This window comes from Streptomyces ferrugineus, from assembly GCF_015160855.1.
Taxonomy (GTDB): domain Bacteria; phylum Actinomycetota; class Actinomycetes; order Streptomycetales; family Streptomycetaceae; genus Streptomyces; species Streptomyces ferrugineus.
Genome location: NZ_CP063373.1, coordinates 6,021,665 through 6,037,836 on the forward strand (window position 1 = coordinate 6,021,665; position 16,172 = coordinate 6,037,836).

At 71.7% G+C, this 16,172-nt stretch carries 14 protein-coding genes; 4 read left to right on the plus strand and 10 right to left on the minus strand.

Annotated elements, in window-relative coordinates; translation table 11 throughout:
- Nucleotides 1-193: 193 nt before the first annotated feature.
- Nucleotides 194-775: a histidine phosphatase family protein gene (locus IM697_RS27160; protein ID WP_194038734.1), complete on the plus strand. Its 582-nt coding sequence runs from the start codon at nt 194-196 to the stop codon at nt 773-775.
- Here the strand turns inward: IM697_RS27160 and IM697_RS27165 are convergent.
- From IM697_RS27165 to IM697_RS27175, 3 genes are all read right to left on the minus strand, one after another.
- Nucleotides 763-2,277, minus strand: a complete 1,515-nt coding sequence (locus IM697_RS27165; protein WP_194038735.1) for a multicopper oxidase family protein — start codon at nt 2,275-2,277, stop codon at nt 763-765. The two genes, IM697_RS27160 and IM697_RS27165, sit on opposite strands and share 13 nt — an antisense overlap.
- A 92-nt stretch (nt 2,278-2,369) precedes the next feature.
- A complete protein-coding gene (locus IM697_RS27170; protein ID WP_194038736.1) occupies nt 2,370-2,804 on the minus strand; it encodes a hypothetical protein in 435 nt (144 codons plus the stop codon).
- Between the two features lie 97 nt (nt 2,805-2,901).
- Entirely contained in the window at nt 2,902-4,338 is a 1,437-nt protein-coding gene (locus tag IM697_RS27175; RefSeq protein WP_194038737.1) for an MFS transporter, read from the minus strand.
- Between the two features lie 105 nt (nt 4,339-4,443).
- On the opposite strand from IM697_RS27175, the gene IM697_RS27180 reads away from it, so the two are divergent.
- Nucleotides 4,444-5,091: a TetR/AcrR family transcriptional regulator gene (locus IM697_RS27180; RefSeq protein ID WP_194038738.1), complete on the plus strand. Its 648-nt coding sequence runs from the start codon at nt 4,444-4,446 to the stop codon at nt 5,089-5,091.
- A gap of 150 nt (nt 5,092-5,241) precedes the next feature.
- A complete protein-coding gene (locus IM697_RS27185) occupies nt 5,242-7,272 on the plus strand; it encodes an RICIN domain-containing protein (protein WP_194038739.1) in 2,031 nt (676 codons plus the stop codon).
- A gap of 90 nt (nt 7,273-7,362) precedes the next feature.
- Here IM697_RS27185 and IM697_RS27190 read toward each other — a convergent pair whose 3' ends face one another.
- Complete coding sequence (locus tag IM697_RS27190; RefSeq protein ID WP_194038740.1) at nt 7,363-8,226, minus strand: Fpg/Nei family DNA glycosylase; 864 nt, start codon at nt 8,224-8,226, stop codon at nt 7,363-7,365.
- 45 nt (nt 8,227-8,271) lie between these two features.
- The gene (locus IM697_RS27195; protein WP_194038741.1) at nt 8,272-10,353 is read right to left on the minus strand and encodes a SpoIIE family protein phosphatase; all 2,082 of its coding nucleotides are present in this window, start codon (nt 10,351-10,353) and stop codon (nt 8,272-8,274) included.
- A 186-nt stretch (nt 10,354-10,539) separates the two neighbouring features.
- Between IM697_RS27195 and IM697_RS27200 the strand changes: the two genes are divergently transcribed.
- On the plus strand, nt 10,540-11,961 hold the full coding sequence (locus IM697_RS27200) for a lipase maturation factor family protein (protein ID WP_194038742.1): 1,422 nt from the start codon (nt 10,540-10,542) through the stop codon (nt 11,959-11,961).
- Here the strand turns inward: IM697_RS27200 and IM697_RS27205 are convergent.
- The 5 genes from IM697_RS27205 to IM697_RS27225 are packed head-to-tail and all read right to left on the minus strand — an operon-like array spanning nt 11,949 to nt 16,141.
- The gene (locus tag IM697_RS27205) at nt 11,949-12,794 is read right to left on the minus strand and encodes an amidohydrolase family protein (protein WP_194038743.1); all 846 of its coding nucleotides are present in this window, start codon (nt 12,792-12,794) and stop codon (nt 11,949-11,951) included. The two genes, IM697_RS27200 and IM697_RS27205, sit on opposite strands and share 13 nt — an antisense overlap.
- Nucleotides 12,779-13,093 (minus strand): L-rhamnose mutarotase, encoded by a 315-nt coding sequence (locus IM697_RS27210; RefSeq protein WP_194038744.1) that lies wholly within the window; start codon nt 13,091-13,093, stop codon nt 12,779-12,781. Before IM697_RS27210 ends, IM697_RS27205 begins: the two co-directional genes overlap by 16 nt.
- A complete protein-coding gene (locus tag IM697_RS27215) occupies nt 13,090-14,037 on the minus strand; it encodes an aldo/keto reductase (RefSeq protein WP_194038745.1) in 948 nt (315 codons plus the stop codon). Before IM697_RS27215 ends, IM697_RS27210 begins: the two co-directional genes overlap by 4 nt.
- Nucleotides 14,034-14,789 (minus strand): SDR family NAD(P)-dependent oxidoreductase, encoded by a 756-nt coding sequence (locus IM697_RS27220; protein WP_194038746.1) that lies wholly within the window; start codon nt 14,787-14,789, stop codon nt 14,034-14,036. Before IM697_RS27220 ends, IM697_RS27215 begins: the two co-directional genes overlap by 4 nt.
- Nucleotides 14,786-16,141, minus strand: coding sequence for an L-fuconate dehydratase (locus IM697_RS27225; RefSeq protein ID WP_194038747.1), 1,356 nt, complete (start codon nt 16,139-16,141; stop codon nt 14,786-14,788). Before IM697_RS27225 ends, IM697_RS27220 begins: the two co-directional genes overlap by 4 nt.
- Nucleotides 16,142-16,172 lie beyond the last annotated feature (31 nt).

Consider the following 16,172-nt stretch of genomic DNA (forward strand, 5'->3'; position numbering starts at 1 on the left):
TGGGTCTGACTCACCACCTCCTCTTGTCGAGGGGTGGCACACAGTGGCGCGACCGTGCCGGAATTGCACCGGGCTTCCGTTCCGCCGTCGTCCTGTCGCCCAGAGCGTAGGGGCAATACGGGATTCGGCCAACATGGCGTACGCCACCTACGATGGGCGGCCGATGCCGTGGACCTGCCATGAGGGGGATGTCATGACCGTCCGGCTGATGCTGGTGTGCGCCGCGGCACCGACGGGACGCGAGGTGCGGTTCGCCGACACCGTCCCCGACGAGCGGGCGCTGCGGCAGGCGCGCTCGATCGGGGACGGGCTGCCCTCGGCCGGCCTCCGGTGCACGGCGCCGTCGCAGCGGTGCCGCCGGACGGCCACGGCCCTGGGGTGGGACGCCGTACCCGAGGAACCCGCACTGCGTGCGCTCGACATGGGCCGCTGGCAGGGCCGCAGCCTCGACGAGGTCGCGGCCGACGAGCCGGACGCGCTCGGTGCCTGGCTGACGGATCCCCAGGCCGCGCCCCACGCGGGCGAGTCGGTCGCCGAGCTGTGCCGGCGGGTCGCCGCATGGGCCGACGGGCTCTTGCCCGACGCGGGGCGGGTGCAGGCCGTGGTGGACCAGGCGGTGGCACGTGCCGCGGTCGTCCACGCGCTGTCCGCGCCGGAGCGCTCCTTCTGGCGCGTCGACGTGCCACCGCTCACCGTCGTACAGCTCACCGGCCGGGGCGGCCGGTGGAACCTGCGGATGGGAACGGCCACCAGCGGTGACGGTCAGGACCGGTAGGCGACCAGCGTCATCATTCCGGCCTCCGCGTGGTAGGCGTTGTGGCAGTGCAGCATCCACTGACCGGGGTTGTCGGCGTCGAAGACGACGGACAGCTTCTTCTTCGGCAGCACGATGGACGTGTCCTTGCGCGGGCCGTGGCCGCCGAGCTGGTAGGTGTGGCCGTGCAGGTGCATCGGGTGCCACATCTCGGTGGTGTTGACGAAGTCCAGCCGCACGCGCTGCCCTTCCTCGACGGTGAGGGGATGCGCGGCCGGATCCGTCATGTCGAACGCCTCCCCGTTGATGGCCCAGTTGTACTTGCCCATGCCGCCCGTCAGCTCGACCCGGTGCACCCTGTCCACCTTCCTGGAGGGCAGACGGACCTCGTCGGCCGCACGTAGCTGGGACGCCGTCAGGATCCTGCCGTTCAGCTCGGCCGGGCGGACGGTCGTCCCGGGCGCGCCGCCGGATCCCGTGCGGACCAGGGCCATGCCGGTGGCGTCCTTGCCCTCGGCCAGCGCGACGAGCGGGAAGACACCGTCGTCGAGGGTGACCAGGACGTCGTACCGCTCCCCCATGCCGATCAGCAGGGCGTCGACCTGCTCGTGCCGGACGGGGAAGCCGTCGGTGTGCGTGATGGTCAGCTTGTGGCCGCCGAGCGCCACCCGGTACGCCGTGTCGCCGCCCGCGTTGACGACGCGCAGCCGGACCCGCCGGCCGGGCTTGCCTCGATAGACCGCGGGGTCGGCGGACACACGCCCGTTGACCAGGTGGTACGGGTACTTCACATCGCCGGCGTCGCCACCCAGCAGTTCGCTCTCGGCGCCCATCAGCATGAACTTCGTCGACATGTCGCCCATGCCGTCCATGTCCATACCGCCCATGCCGTGCCGCAGCTCGGCGAGGACCTCGTCGGGGGTGCCGGTGACGCCGTCGACCCAGTCGTCCAGGACGACGACCCATTCGTCGTCGTACGACAGCGGTTCGTCGGGGTCCTCGACGATCAGCGGCGCGTACAGGCCCCGGTCGAGCTGGACGCCGACGTGGGGGTGGAAGAAGTAGGTGCCGGGGGCGTCGGTGACGAAGCGGTACGTGTAGTCGGCGCCTGCGCGTACCGCCCGCTGGGTCACCGGGGGCACGCCGTCCATGTCGTTGCGCAGGGCTATGCCGTGCCAATGGATGGACGTCGGGGTCTTGTCCGGAAGCCGGTTGGACAGTTCGGCGGACAGGGTGTCGCCGGCGGACAGCCGGATCTCCTCGCCCGGGGTCCGGCCGCTGAAGGCCCAGCTCCTGGCCGTGACCCCGCCGCCGAGGTCGAGCGTGGCGGCTGCGGCGGTCAGGGGGACCTGCCGCGTCCTGCCGGTGCCCTTGCGCTTATTCTCCGCCGCGGCGACGGCCGGTCCGGAGGGGCTGACCAGCGCGGGCGTCGCGCCGGAACCGCTGCTGCAGGCGGCGAGCGCGCCGGCGCCCGCGACGCCGAGCCCGGCGAGCAGGACGGACCGGCGGTTGATGCTATTCATGGGTGTCCTCGATCTCGGTGTGCGCATACGGGAGTTGGCGTGCTGGACAGTTCCTCGGCGCGACAGGGGCGCGAGGAGCTGCTGGGCACGGCCTAGATGCGCAGCTGGGAGAGGACGGACAGGTCCGGGGGCGCCCGTTCCACGGTCCCGGCGGCCTTGGGGCCGGTGGCCGCTGCTCCGGGCGCGGCCAGGCTCCCCGGAGCGAAGGTCCGTAGCGGCACCGGAAGCTTCACGACCTCGAGGCCCGCGGCCGAGCAGTGCTGCATGGCCGTACCGGAGCAGGCCGGGTCGTCGGCACTGCTCTTCGTCGGGATGGCCGACGGTGCGGCGGGGCCGGCCGGCGTCACCATGCCCGGCATCGCCGCGTGGGCGGCGGACGAAGAGGGCGAGCCCGCCGGCACGGCGGTCGTCTCGTGGTGCATCAGTACGGCGATCGCCGTGAGCAGGGCGATGACAGCGGCCCGGGCCCAGCGGACGGCGCCGTGCGAGGCACGGGTCCGCGAGGTACAGGCTTCCTGCGCTGTCATCGCTTCCTTCCGGGTTCCGGCGGGACGGCTGCGCCCAATATACCCCGAGGGGGTAATGAGCTCCCGACCGGTTGTCCTCGGTCGACGACCGGCCCGTTCAGTGGACGTGCGGGCCACCGGTCGACTGCGGCTTGCCTCGCGGCACCAGGGCCAGGGCCACGACAGTGCCGACGGCGGCCGTCACGGCGCAGACCGTGAACGCGTCGCCGAAGCCGCCCGCCGAGCCTCGCTCGAAGCCGGCCGCCGCGACGGTGGAGACGACGGCGACACCGATCGAGCCACCCACCTCGTGGAAGGTGTTGACGACTCCGGAGGCGAGCCCCGCCTCCCGGTGCTCCACCATGGCCAGGGCGGTCGTCGTGGCGGTGACGAAGACCGCGCCGAGGCCGAGGGAGGCGATCACGAATCCCGGCAGGAGCCCGGCGTACACGCTGCCGGTCTCCGAGAGCCGGGTCAGCGGGATGGTGCCGGCGGCGGCGACGGCCAGTCCGGCGACGGCCGTGGGACGGCTGCCGATCCGGCCGACGAGGCGGGATCCCAGGTGGGCGCCGATGCCCGTGGCCACGGCGACGGGCAGGAACAGCACTCCGGTCCGCAGCGGACTGAAGCCGCGTATGTGCTGCAGGTAGACGGATCCGAGGAAGAAGTAGGCGATCAACAGGGCCGTGGCGACCAGCATCAGGAAGGCGCCCGCGAGCACCGGCCGCCGGGTGAACATCCGCAGGTCCATCAGCGGGGCCCGGCCGGTCCGCTCGACCGCCGCGAAGGCCCCGTACGCCACCGCCGCCCCGGCCAGCGGCAGCAGGGTCGAGGCGTCCGCCCAGCCGCTGTCGCCCGCCTCGACCAGGCCGTAGATCAGTGCGGCGGTGCCCGCGGTGACCAGGAGCGCGCCCGGCACGTCGAGGCGTGCGGGCTGTGGCGCACGGGCCGCCACGAAGGCGGGCAGGGTGATCAGCAGGAGCAGCCCGACCGGCACGTTGATGTAGAACACCCATGGCCAGCCGGGTCCGTCGGTCAGGGCCCCGCCGAGGAGCACGCCGGCCGCCGAGCCGCTGCCGCCGATCGCCGCCCAGACGCCGAGCGCCTTGTTGCGTTCGGCGCCGTGGAAGGTGGTGGTGACGAGGGACAGCGCGGCCGGGGACAGCAGCGCCGCGCCGACGCCCTGGCCGATCCGGCCGCCGAGCAGCGTCGGGGCGTTCTGGGCCAGGCCGGTGACCAGGGATGCGGCGGTAAAGAGCGCGAGTCCGGCGAGCAGGGTGCGGCGGGCGCCGAGGGCGTCGGCGAGTCGGCCGCCGAGCAGCATCAGCCCGCCGAAGCACAGGGTGTAGGCGGTGACCACCCAGGTCAGCGTCTGCCGCCCGAGGGCGAGGTCGGCCGCCATGTCGGGCAGCGCGACGTTCACGACGGTGACGTCGAGGATCAGCATGAACTGGGCGAGGCAGATCAGCGCGAGGGCGGCCCAGCGGCGGGGGTCGGCGGGCGCGTTCGGGTCATGCTCGGCCGTGTGCGGCGCACCGGCTGCGGAGTGGGTCATGGCGAGTCCTTCTGGTGCGTTGGCGGACCTGGGACACTTCTGAACTGTACCGTTCAGTTCAAATGAACTCAACGGTACAGTTCAGATGGCTGCTAGGGTCGTGCCATGAGCGTGGACAGCGCCAAACGGCCTCCGAGCGGACCCCGCGCCGAGCTCAAGCGGCAGGCGATCGTGCGGGCCGCCCGCACGTTGTTCCTGCGGGAGGGCTTCGGCGTGGGCATGGACACCATCGCCGCCGAGGCCGGCGTGTCGAAGGTGACCGTCTACAACCACTTCGGCAGCAAAGAAGCCCTGTTCACGGCGGTCATCACGAGCGCACTCGACGAGCCGCTCGCCGGTGAGTCATCGGCCGCCCTGGAGGGCCTGGCCGAGGCCGAGGACCTGCGGGCCGCCCTCGTCGAAGCGGCCCGCACCTGGGTGCACGCCGTGCGCGGCAACCACGAGGTCACCGCCCTGCGCAACCTCGTGGCCGCCGAACTCCACCGCTTCCCCGAACTGGGCGAGGCCTGGAGGCACCGCGGCACGGAGAGCCACCACCCCGCCGTCGCGAGCGCCCTGCGCACCCTCACCGAGCAGGGCAGGCTGGAGATCCCCGACCTCCAGGTCGCGATCATCCAGTTCTACGGCCTCCTGGTCTTCCCCCACATGGTCTTCAGCTCCTACGGCACGGACATCGACGAAGACCTGACGGACCGTCTCATCACCAGCGGCGTCGAGATGTTCCTGCGCCACTACGGTCCACAGGGCGCGTAGGGAACGACAGGCGCCCACAGGGGCCGACGGCGACTGCGCGATCACACCAAACCACGCGCGATGTCTTGACGTGTTCAAATCTGTCATCCAGCATCCCTTCAGCCCGATGGATTCTGAATGCTTTTGTTTGCTCTCGATGATCGGATGGTCATGCCCAGCAGACGTCGCACAGTCCGAGCCTTGGCGCTCACCGTCCCCCTCGCGCTCGGCGCGGGACTCGTCGCCGTACCTTCGGCCTCCGCGGCCGACCCGCCGAGCACGGTCACGGTGCGCATCGATCCCTCGTACCGGCAGCAGGAGTTCGAGGGGTGGGGCACGAGCCTGGTCTGGTTCGCCAACGTCACCGGTGGCTACCCGGACCCGATCCGCAAGCGGCTCGTCGACATGCTCTTCGGCCGCGACGGGCTGCGCCTGAACATCGCGCGCTACAACATCGGCGGCGGCAACGCCCCCGACGTCCGCAAGGACTACATGAAGGTCGGCGCCACCATGGAGGGCTTCTGGAAGGCCCCCGAGGGAACCACCCGCGAGGACATGGACTGGTGGGACCCCGAGAACCCGGACCACTGGAACTGGGCCGCCGACGCCAACCAGCGCTGGTGGATCGACCAGATCAAGGGGAAGGTGACCCACTGGGAGGCGTTCAGCAACTCACCGCCCTGGTTCCAGACGGTCAGCGGATACGTCTCCGGAGGCTTCAACGCGAGCACGGACCAGATCCGTGCCGACCGCGTCGACGACTTCGCGACGTATCTGACCGAGGTGACCGACCGCCTGGAGAAGAAGCACCACATCAGGTTCGACACCATCGCCCCGCTCAACGAGCCCAACACGCCTTACTGGGGCACCCAGTTGGGCGCCGACGGCCAGCCGACGGGCGGACGCCAGGAGGGCGCCCACGCCGGCCCCGAACTCCAGCAGAAGGTGGTCCTGGCCCTGCAGCGCGCCCTCGGCGAAGCCAGGACCCGGGCCACGATCTCCGCGATGGACGAGACCAACCCGAAGATCTTCACGGACAACTGGAACGCCTACGACACGACGGCGCGGGCGGCCGTGGACCAGCTCAACGTGCACACATACGGCACGGGTATGCGCACCAGCGCCCGTGACGGTGCCAAGGGCGCCGGCAAGAAGCTCTGGATGAGCGAGGTCGAGGGCACCTGGGGCACCGGCACCGACTTCACCAGCATGGAGCCCGGGCTCGGGATCGCCACCCGCATGGTCGGCGACATACGCGAACTCGAGCCGTCCGCCTGGGTGTTCTGGCAGCCGATCGAGGACTCCATCCCGCAGGCCGCCGCCGGCAAGAACTGGGGCAGCATCCACATCCCGTTCGACTGCACGGCCTCCGACACCCTGGAGACCTGCCCGATCAAGGCCAACAGCAAGTTCCACACCATCCGGAACTTCACCCACTACATCCGTCCCGGGGACCGCTTCGTCAAGACCGACGACGCCTCCAGCGTCGCCGCCGTGAAGAAGTGGGGCACGGGCGCCACGGTGGTGCACGTCAACGACGGCACCGCGGCGCGCACGGTGACCCTGGACCTCTCCCGCTTCGGGTACGTCGCCCCGTGGGCCTCCGTCACGCCGGTGGTGACCAGCGCGGACGGAGCCCTCGTCCAGGGCGAACCGGTGCGCGTGCGCGACCGTTCCGCCACCCTCACCGTCCCCGCCAAGTCGGTCACGACGTTCCGGGTCTCCGGCATCGGCGGGACCGCCCGGGACGCCGCGCTCGTCCAGCCCGGCCACACCTACCGGCTGCAGGGCGTGGAAAGCGGCAGGTCACTGGCGCCGAACGACGACGGCACCGGACTCGTCATCCGCACCACCGACACCGCCGCCGACGCCCAGCTGTGGTCCGTACGGAAGCTGAGCCACGGCGACAGCAACCGTGAGCGCTACGCGCTCGTCAACTCCGCGACGGGCAAGCGGCTCGCGATGCGGGACGGCCAAGCGGTCCTGGAGGACCCGGGCTCGGCCCCGGCGGACAGAGCAGCGCAGTGGATCATGTCGACGACAGGTGACGGCACCTGGACCTTCGTCAACGCCGCCACCGGCCGGCTGCTCGACGTCGCCGGGCACGCCACGGCGGACGGCTCCAGGGTGACGACCTGGACGCCCACGTCGGGCGCCAACCAGCGCTGGGCCGTGACCGACGAGACGACGCCACGCACCTGAACGGCGGGGCGCCGCACGGGTGCCGCCTGCCGCCTCCTCGACGAGGAGCGCGGCGGGCGGCCTCGCGCATGTCCCTCCCCGACGCCACGCCTACTTCAGCAGCCTCGACATCCTCCGGTCCGCCAGCGGCTTGCCGCCCGTCTGGCAGGTCGGGCAGTACTGGAGGGAGGAGTCGCTGAAGGAGACCTCGCGGATGGTGTCGCCGCAGACCGGGCAGGGCTCGCCGGTGCGGCCGTGGACGCGCAGGCCGCTCTTCTTCTCGGACTTCAGCCGACCCGCCGCGACCCCGCGTGAGCGCTCGACCGCGTCGGTGAGAGTCGTCCGCAGGGCCTCGTACAGCCGCGCCGTCTCCTGTGCCGTCAGTGACGACGCCAGCTTGAAGGGGGACATCCTCGCCGCGTGCAGGATCTCGTCGCTGTAGGCGTTCCCGACCCCGGCGATCAGACTCTGGTCGCGCAGGGCGCCCTTGAGCTGGCGGCGCTCGTCCTTCAGCAGCGCCGCGAACCGCGTCTCGTCGAAGTCGTCGGCGAGCGGGTCCGGGCCCAGCCGGGCCACGCCCGGGACCTGCCGAGGGTCCTGGACGACGTAGACCGCGAGGCGCTTCTGCGTGCCCGCCTCCGTCAGGTCGAAGCCGGCGCCGGTCTCCAGGGCCACGCGCAGCGCGAGCGGGCCCTTGCCGGGGCGGGGCATACCGCTCGGGAGCTGGTCCTTCCAGTGCAGCCAGCCCGCCCGCGCCAGATGGGTCACGAAGTGCGGGCCGTCGGCCGTCTCCAGGTCGAGGAACTTGCCGTGCCGGTGTACGGCGGCGACCGTGTGGCCTTCGATCGCGGTGACCGGCGGGTCGTACGTCTTGAGGACGCTGATGGCGACCGGCAGCACCCGCACGACCTCATGACCGACCAGGTTCTCGGTCAGGAAGTCCTTGAGCGCTTCGACCTCGGGGAGTTCCGGCATACGTCCAGAGTGCCATCCGGCACCGACAGTGCCAGGCGAGTCCCCTCACCCGCCGGACCGCTCCGGTACCAGGAACTCGCACCACACGGCCTTGCCGCCGCCCCGCGCCTCCACGCCCCACACGTCCGTGAGCAGGTCGACCAGGAGCAGCCCCCGGCCCGAGACGCCCGACGCCCCCGCCTCGCGGCGCCGCGGCAGGGCGCTGGAGGAGTCCTCGACCTCGACCCGCAGCCGGCGCTCGGAGCCGGTGAGGACCCGCAGGGTCACGACGGCGGAGCCCTCGGTGTGCATCAGGGCGTTGGTGATCAGCTCGTCGGCGACCAGTTCGACCTCGTCGGCCCGGTCGCCGGCGCCCCAGGCGCGCACGGCGGCGCGGATCATGTGCCGGGCCGCGGTGAGGGCCTCGGGATCGCCGGGCGCGACATGCTGCTGGAGGCGGCCACCGGCCCGCGGGGCGTCCAGGACGCGGCGGCGCAGCAGGAGCAGGGCCACGTCGTCGTCGCCGCCGCGTTCCTCGGCCACGTCGATGAGGCGGTCGGCGAGGTCCCGTACGTCGTCCGGGCCGGTGGCGATCAGCGCGGTCAGGGTCTGCATGCCGTCGTCCAGGTCGGCGCCGGGCTGTTCGACCAGGCCGTCGGTGCACAGCAGGAGCGTGTGGTCGGAGTCCAGCTCGATGGTGCCGACCGGGTATTCGAGCCGCCCGAACTCCGCGGACAGGCCGAGCGGCAGCCCGCCCTCGACCAGGACGCGCCGGCAGGCGCCGCCGGGCTCCCGGATCAGCGGGTCGATATGGCCGGCCCGCACCACCTGCACGACGCCGGTGGACAGGTCGGCCTGGGCGTACAGGCAGGTCGCGAAGCGGTCGGTGTCCAGTTCGTGCAGGAACACCGAGGCGCGGGCCATCACGGTGGCCGGGGTGTGTCCCTCGGCGGCGTAGGCGCGCAGGACGATGCGCAGCTGGCCCATGACGGCGGCGGCGTGGGTGTCGTGGCCCTGGACGTCGCCGATGACGGCGCCGACGCGACCGCCGGGCAGCGGGATCAGGTCGTACCAGTCGCCGCCGATGTCCCGCCCGAGGGAGGCGGAGCGGTAGCGGACGGCGACGTCGGCGCCGGGCACGGACGGGATGGTGCGGGGCAGCATGGCCTGCTGGAGACCGGTGGCGAGGTCCTTCTCCTGCTCGTAGAGCATGGCCCGCTGCAGGCTCTGCGCGATGCTGCTGCCGAGGGCGACGAGCACGTTGCGGTCGTCGGTGGAGAAGCCGCGCCGGTCGCTGTAGAGCAGGCCGATGGCGCCGATCGGCCGGGCCTGGGCGATCAGCGGCATATAGGCGGCGGACGTGATGTTCAGGTCGGTGATGTGCGGCCAGAGGATCGGGTACCGCTCCGCGAACTCCTCCGGTGACTCGATGAAGCGCGGGCTGAGCGTCCGTACGACCTCGCTCATCGGGTACTGCTCGTCTATCCGGGTGACCAGGGTCCCGGGCACGAAGCTGCCGGCGGGGCCCTCGGCGACCAGCCGGATGCGGCCGGCCTCGACCAGGCCCATGACGAGGCTGGTGGCGCCGAGGTGGGTCAGGCCGTGGGTGTCCTTGAGGACGTCGATGACGTCCTGGATCGTGCGGGCGTGGGCGAGGGCGGCCGTGGTGAGCTGGACGACGTTGGTCTGCTGCCGGCGGGCCTCGTCGTCGGCGGCCTGCTCGCGCCGCTCCTCGCTCTGGGCGAGTTCGTCGGTGGCGTCCCGCACGATGCCGATGATGCGGCGCGGGCGGCCCGTCTCGTCGCGGCGGATGTAGCCCTGGGTGTGGGTCCAGCGCAGGGTGCCGTCGCGGCAGCGGATGCGGAAGTAGGCGCCGTAGTTCTCGCTGCCGTCCTTCATGGCCTGGGAGACCAGGCCGTCCAGCCGGTAGGCCTCCGGCGGCGGCACCCGGATCGCCAGGGTCACGGGGTTTCCGTCGTATTCGTCGGGGCGCAGGTCGAAGACCTCGTGGGCCTGGGCGTCCATCTGGAAGACGCCGTTGTCCAGGTCCCAGTCGAAGGTGCCCATCTGGTTGAGCGCCAGGATCGGGTCCGGGTGGGCGGGCCAGTCGTCCGGGAGTGACAGGGCGCTCGCTCCCCGATCAACCATGGAGCCACCTTGCCAGGGTTTGCCGGATTCTTCGACCGGTGTGACAGAACGTGCTTCGCCAAAGGCACCAGCCGCGGGCATCGCCATGGTCTGCTTCACTCACTTGGGTCACACAGGCGGAGAGGTGGTATACGGACAGTCACCTGAGTCGCGTGGCGCGACAATGAGGAAAGGAGGGGTACGGCCATGGACTGGTTCGTCGCACCGGACTACTGGACGAGCCGGCTGGTCTTCCAGCGGGCTCTGGCCGGCGTGTACCTCGTCGCGTTCCTGACGGCGGCCCTGCAGTTCCGGGCGCTGATGGGCTCGCGCGGCATGCTGCCCGTGCCGCGCTTCGTCGCCCAGGTCCGCTTCAGGGCCGCGCCCAGCCTGTTCCAACTGCACTACTCGGACCGGTTCTTCGCCGTCTGTGCCTGGGCGGGCTGCGCGGTCTCCGCGGCGCTGCTCGCCGGACTGGACTCCGTCGTACCCCTGTGGGGCGCCATGCTGCTGTGGCTGGTGCCGTGGGCGCTGTACCTGTCGATCGTGAACGTCGGCCAGACCTGGTACTCGTTCGGCTGGGAGTCGCTGTTGCTGGAGGTCGGCTTCCTCGCCGTGTTCCTGGGCAACGACGAGGTGGCGCCGCCGATCCTGGTGCTGTTCCTGCTGCGCTGGATCCTGTTCCGGGTCGAGTTCGGCGCCGGTCTGATCAAGATGCGCGGGGACGAGTGCTGGCGGAAGCTGACCTGCCTGGACCACCACCACGAGACCCAGCCGATGCCGGGCCCGCTGAGCTGGTTCTTCCACCATCTTCCCAGGCCCCTGCACCGGGTCGAGGTGGCCGCCAACCACTTCACCCAGCTCGTCGTGCCGGTGCTCCTCTTCACCCCGCAGCCGGTCGCGTCGGCCGCCGCCGCCCTGATGATCGTCACCCAGCTGTGGCTGGTCCTGTCGGGCAACTTCTCCTGGCTGAACTGGATCACCATCGTGCTGGCCCTGTCGGCGCTGCGGTTCCCGAGCGATCCGGGGTCCGTGGCCGAGGCGCCGCTGTGGTACGAGGTCGTGGTCCTCGCGGTCGCCGCCCTCCTCGTCGTCCTGAGCTACCACCCGGTCGCCAACATGATCTCCCGCCGCCAGATCATGAACCGCTCCTTCGACCCGCTCCACCTGGTCAACACCTACGGCGCCTTCGGCAGCGTCAGCCGGATCCGGTACGAGGTGGTCGTCGAGGGCACCGCCGACGACGTGCCGCGCGAGGAGTCGGACTGGCGGGAGTACGAGTTCAAGGGCAAGCCGGGCGATCCCCGGCGCTGGCCGCGCCAGTTCGCTCCCTACCATCTGCGCCTGGACTGGCTGATGTGGTTCGCCGCGCTGTCGCCCGCCTATGCCGGCTCCTGGTTCGGCGCCCTGGTGGAACGGCTCCTGGAGAACGACCGCGACACGCTGAAGCTGCTGCGCCGCTCGCCCTTCCCGCCCGACGAGCCGCCGCGGTTCGTCCGCGCCCGCCTCTTCCGCTACCGGTACACGACCTGGCGTGAGCTGCGGGAGACGGGCGCGTGCTGGGAGCGGACGTATGTGCGGGAGTATCTGCCGCCGACCAGGCTGGCCGGGGTGGCTCAGAGGTCGTAGACGCGGGTGGCGGTCGCCTCGAAGAGCTGCCGGTGGTCGGACTCCCCCGTCAGCTCCCGGGCCGCGGTGACGACTTGACCGTACGACGCCGCCAGGGTGCACACCGGCCAGTCCGAGCCGAACATCATCCGGTCCGGGCCGAAGGACTCCAGCACGACTTCGGCGTACGGGCGCAGGTCGTCGACCGCCCAGAAGGCGAGGTCGGCCTCGGTGACCATGCCGGAGAGCTTGCAGACCGTGTTGGGGTGGGCGGCCAGGGCACGGAGGTGGGTGGCCCAGGGTTCGAGGGCGCCGGAGGCGATGGGCGGCTTGCCCAAGTGGTCCAGGACGAAGGTGAGTTCGGGCAGTGCGGCCGCCGCCTTGGCGCAGGCGGGCAGCTGGTGGGGCAGGACCACGAGGTCGTAGCTCAGCCCCGCCTCGGCGACGGCGGCCAGTCCGCGCCGTACGTCCGCACGCAGCAGCCACTCCGGGTCGGGCTCGCCCTGCACCTGGTGGCGGATGCCCTTGAGGTACCGCCCGCCGGGCAGCTCCCGCAGCCGGGCCAGTTCCTCGGCGACGTCGGGGCGGGTGAGGTCGCTCCAGCCGACGACGCCGGCGATCAGCTCGTGCTCGGCGGCGAGGGCGAGGAACTCCGGGGTCTCCTCGGGCACGGTGACCGTCTGGACCAGGACGGTGCGGGTGACGTCGGCCGCGCGCGCCTCGGGGGCCAGGTCGGCGATGCCGAAGTTCCTTCTGAGCGGCTGGAGTTCGGGGCCCGTGATCCAGTCCTGGTCCCGCACCGACAGGTCCCAGACGTGGTGGTGGGCGTCGACGAGCGTCACGGCAGCTCCCATACGACGGGCAGGCCGGCGTCCGCGCCTTCGCCGGAGTAGTCGTGCACCACGTCGAGCAGTTCGGCCATGCGGGCCTGCCAGGCCACGTTGACCGGGAGTCTCTCCAGCTCGGCGAGGAGGCGGCCGTAGTCCTCGCAGTCCAGGACGTGGAAGAGGTCGGTGCCGCTGCGCCAGATCGTCCAAGAGGTGGCGCCGGCGGCACGGATCGCGTCCGTGAGCTCGACCGGCACCTCGCGGTGGGCGGCCTCGTACTCGGCGATGCGGTCCGCACGGACCTTGGTGTGCAGGGCGACTCTCATGACGGCTCCTCGATGGCCAGGAGTCCGGTGTCCCGCAGCTCCTGCCAGAAGGAGTCGGGGACCGGCGTGGCGAACTGGTCGGCGGCGTCCCGGACTTCGTGTGCCGACCGGGCTCCCACCAGGACACTGCTGACAGCGGGGTGGGCGGCGCAGAAGGCCAGCGCGGCGGCGCGCAGGCTGATGCCGTGCCGCCCGGCGACCTCCTTCATGCGCAGGGCCCGGTCCAGCAACTCCTGGGGCGCCCGCGTGTAGTCGTACGTCGCTCCCGGCTCGGGATCCGCGAGCAGGCCGGAGTTGAAGGCCCCTCCGATGACGACCGACGTGCCCCTCGACGCGGCAGCGGGCAGCAGCTCGTCGAGCGCGCTCTGGTCGAGCAGCGTGTAGCGGCCGGCGCACAGCACCACATCGACGTCGGTGTCGCGGACGAAGCGGGTGAGCATCTCCGCCTGGTTCATGCCGGCGCCGATCGAGCCGACGACCCCTTCCGAGCGGAGCTTCTCCAGGGCCGGGTAGCCCTCCCGGAAGGCCTGTTCCGCGTGGTCGTCGGGGTCGTGCAGGTAGACGATGTCGACGCGGTCGAGGCCGAGGCGTTCCAGGCTGGCGTCCAGGGTGCGCCGTATGCCGTCCTCGGTGAAGTCCCAGACGCGGCGGTGCGTGGCGGGCACGGCGAAGCCGTGCGCCATGTCGTCGCCGCCGTCGGTGGACGGTTCCAGACGGCGGCCCACCTTCGTGGAGAGCGTGTACTCCTCGCGGGGGTGCTCGCGCAGGGCCGCGCCGAGGCGGCGTTCGGACAGGCCGAGGCCGTAGTGGGGTGCCGTGTCGTAGTAGCGGATACCGCACTGCCAGGCGGCGTCCACCGCCTCGTACGCCTGCTCCTCGTCGAGCTCGGTGAAGAGGTTGCCGATGGCGGCGGCCCCGAAGCCGAGTCCGCTCGGGGTGCTCACCGGCCCACCGGCCGCAGTCGCAGGCCCTGCATGCCGCCGTCGACGGCGAGGGCGGTGCCGGTCGTGGCACCCGAGAGCGGGCTCGCGAGGTGGGCGATCGCGCCGGCGACCTCGGTGGCCGAGACGAGGCGGCCGGTGGGCTGGCGGGCCTCCAGGGCGGCGCGCTCGGCGGCCGGGTCGGCGGCGGCGTCGAGGAGGCGGCCGACCCACGGGGTGTCGACCGTGCCCGGGTTGACGCAGTTGACGCGGATGCCCTCGCGGACGTGGTCGGCGGCCATGGCGAGGGTGAGCGAGTACACGGCGCCCTTGGTCGCGCTGTACAGCGCCCGCTGCGGGAGCCCGGCCGTGGCCGCGATGGAGCAGGTGTTGACGATCGCCGCGTGCGCGGAGTCGCGGAGATGCGGGAGGGCGGCACGCGCGACCCGGACCATGCCGACGACGTTGACGTCCATGACCCGGTGCCACTCGGTGTCGTCGTTGTCCTCGACGGTGCCCTGTGCGCCGATGCCCGCGTTGTTGACCAGCACGTCCAGCCCGCCGAGCTCGGCCACGGCGGCGGCCACGGCCTCGCGCACGGAGGTGTCGTCGGTGACGTCGGCGCGGAAGGCGAGCAGCGGCTTGTCGACGGAGGACGGGTCCAGGTCGAGTACGGCGACCTGGGCGCCGCGCGCGGCGAGGAGTTCGGCCGTGGCCCGGCCGATGCCGGAGGCGCCTCCCGTCACCAGCGCCTTGAGACCGTCGAAGTCGCTCATGCCGCGTGCCCCTTCTTTCCGGAAGTCTGGAGGTCGGCGGCCCAGAAGGCGCCGTCCGGGAACGTGTACCGCGCGATCGACTCGGGTCGCATGGCGGCCGAGAAGCCGGGCGCGGTGGGTGCCGTGTAGTGACCTTCCCTGATCACCACCGGGTCGAGGAAGTGGTCGTGCAGATGGTCGACGTACTCGATGACGCGGTCCTCGGTGGTGCCGGTGACCGCGACGTAGTCGAACATCGACAGGTGCTGGACGAGTTCGCACAGTCCGACGCCGCCGGCGTGCGGGCAGACCGGCACGCCGAACTTGGCGGCGAGCAGCACGATGGCGAGGTTCTCGTTGACGCCGCCGACGCGGGCCGCGTCGATCTGGAGCACGTCGAGGGCGCCGGCCTGGAGGAGCTGTTTGAAGACGACCCGGTTCTGCACGTGTTCGCCGGTGGCGACCTTGACCGGGGCGACGGCCTCGCGGATGGCGGCGTGGCCGAGGACGTCGTCGGGGCTGGTGGGCTCCTCGATCCAGTACGGGTCGAACTCGGCGAGGGCCTTGGTCCAGCGGATCGCCTCGGCCACGTCCCAGCGCTGGTTGGCGTCGATCGCCATGCGGATGTCGGGCCCGACGACCGAGCGGGCGACGCGGCAGCGCCGTACGTCGTCCTCCAGGTCGGCGCCGACCTTCAGCTTGATCTGCCGGAAGCCGTCGGCGACGGCCTCGGCGGCGAGCCGGGTCAGCTTGTCGTCGTCGTAGCCGAGCCAGCCGGCGGAGGTGGTGTAGGCCGGGTAGCCGCGCTCCAGGAGCCGGGCGATGCGCTCCTGCGCGCCTTCGCGGCCCCGGCGCAGGAGGGCCAGCGCCTCCTCGGGGGTGAGCGCGTCGGTGATGTACCGGAAGTCGATCTGGCGGACGATCCACTCCGGGTCGGCGTCGGCGAGCAGCCGCCACAGCGGCTTGTCGGCGCGCTTGGCGGCGAGGTCCCACACGGCGTTCATGACCGCGCCGATCGCCATGTGCATCACGCCCTTCTCGGGGCCGAGCCAGCGCAGCTGGCTGTCGCCGATCAGGTCGCGGTTGAGGGTCCCCGGGTCGGCGCACAGCTCGTCGACGGACCGCCCCACGACATGGCCGCGCAGCGCCTCGATCGCGGCGACCTGGATCTCGTTGCCCCGCCCGATGGTGAAGGTGAACCCGTGCCCCTCGTGGCCGTCCGCCGCGTCGGTGCGCAGCACGACGTAGGCGGCCGAGTAGTCGGGATCCGGGTTCATCGCGTCGGAGCCGTCGAGCTCGCGCGAGGTGGGGAAGCGGATGTCATGGGTGTCGACCGCGGTGACGCGGGCGGGGGTGCCGGGGGCCTGGGACACTGAAGTCCTTTCCGTCAGGGGCGGTGGGCGG

Excerpts from the sequence above, each read along its gene's own strand:
- IM697_RS27175 (WP_194038737.1), bottom strand. The coding sequence starts at position 4,338 with ATGACCCACTCCGCAGCCGGTGCGCCGCACACGGCCGAGCATGACCCG.
- IM697_RS27195 (WP_194038741.1), bottom strand. The coding sequence starts at position 10,353 with ATGGTTGATCGGGGAGCGAGCGCCCTGTCACTCCCGGACGACTGGCCC.
- IM697_RS27190 (WP_194038740.1), bottom strand. The coding sequence starts at position 8,226 with ATGCCGGAACTCCCCGAGGTCGAAGCGCTCAAGGACTTCCTGACCGAG.
- IM697_RS27205 (WP_194038743.1), bottom strand. The coding sequence starts at position 12,794 with ATGGGAGCTGCCGTGACGCTCGTCGACGCCCACCACCACGTCTGGGAC.
- IM697_RS27185 (WP_194038739.1), top strand. The coding sequence starts at position 5,242 with ATGCCCAGCAGACGTCGCACAGTCCGAGCCTTGGCGCTCACCGTCCCC.
- IM697_RS27200 (WP_194038742.1), top strand. The coding sequence starts at position 10,540 with ATGGACTGGTTCGTCGCACCGGACTACTGGACGAGCCGGCTGGTCTTC.
- IM697_RS27160 (WP_194038734.1), top strand. The coding sequence starts at position 194 with ATGACCGTCCGGCTGATGCTGGTGTGCGCCGCGGCACCGACGGGACGC.
- IM697_RS27210 (WP_194038744.1), bottom strand. The coding sequence starts at position 13,093 with ATGAGAGTCGCCCTGCACACCAAGGTCCGTGCGGACCGCATCGCCGAG.
- IM697_RS27220 (WP_194038746.1), bottom strand. The coding sequence starts at position 14,789 with ATGAGCGACTTCGACGGTCTCAAGGCGCTGGTGACGGGAGGCGCCTCC.
- IM697_RS27180 (WP_194038738.1), top strand. The coding sequence starts at position 4,444 with ATGAGCGTGGACAGCGCCAAACGGCCTCCGAGCGGACCCCGCGCCGAG.
- IM697_RS27165 (WP_194038735.1), bottom strand. The coding sequence starts at position 2,277 with ATGAATAGCATCAACCGCCGGTCCGTCCTGCTCGCCGGGCTCGGCGTC.
- IM697_RS27170 (WP_194038736.1), bottom strand. The coding sequence starts at position 2,804 with ATGACAGCGCAGGAAGCCTGTACCTCGCGGACCCGTGCCTCGCACGGC.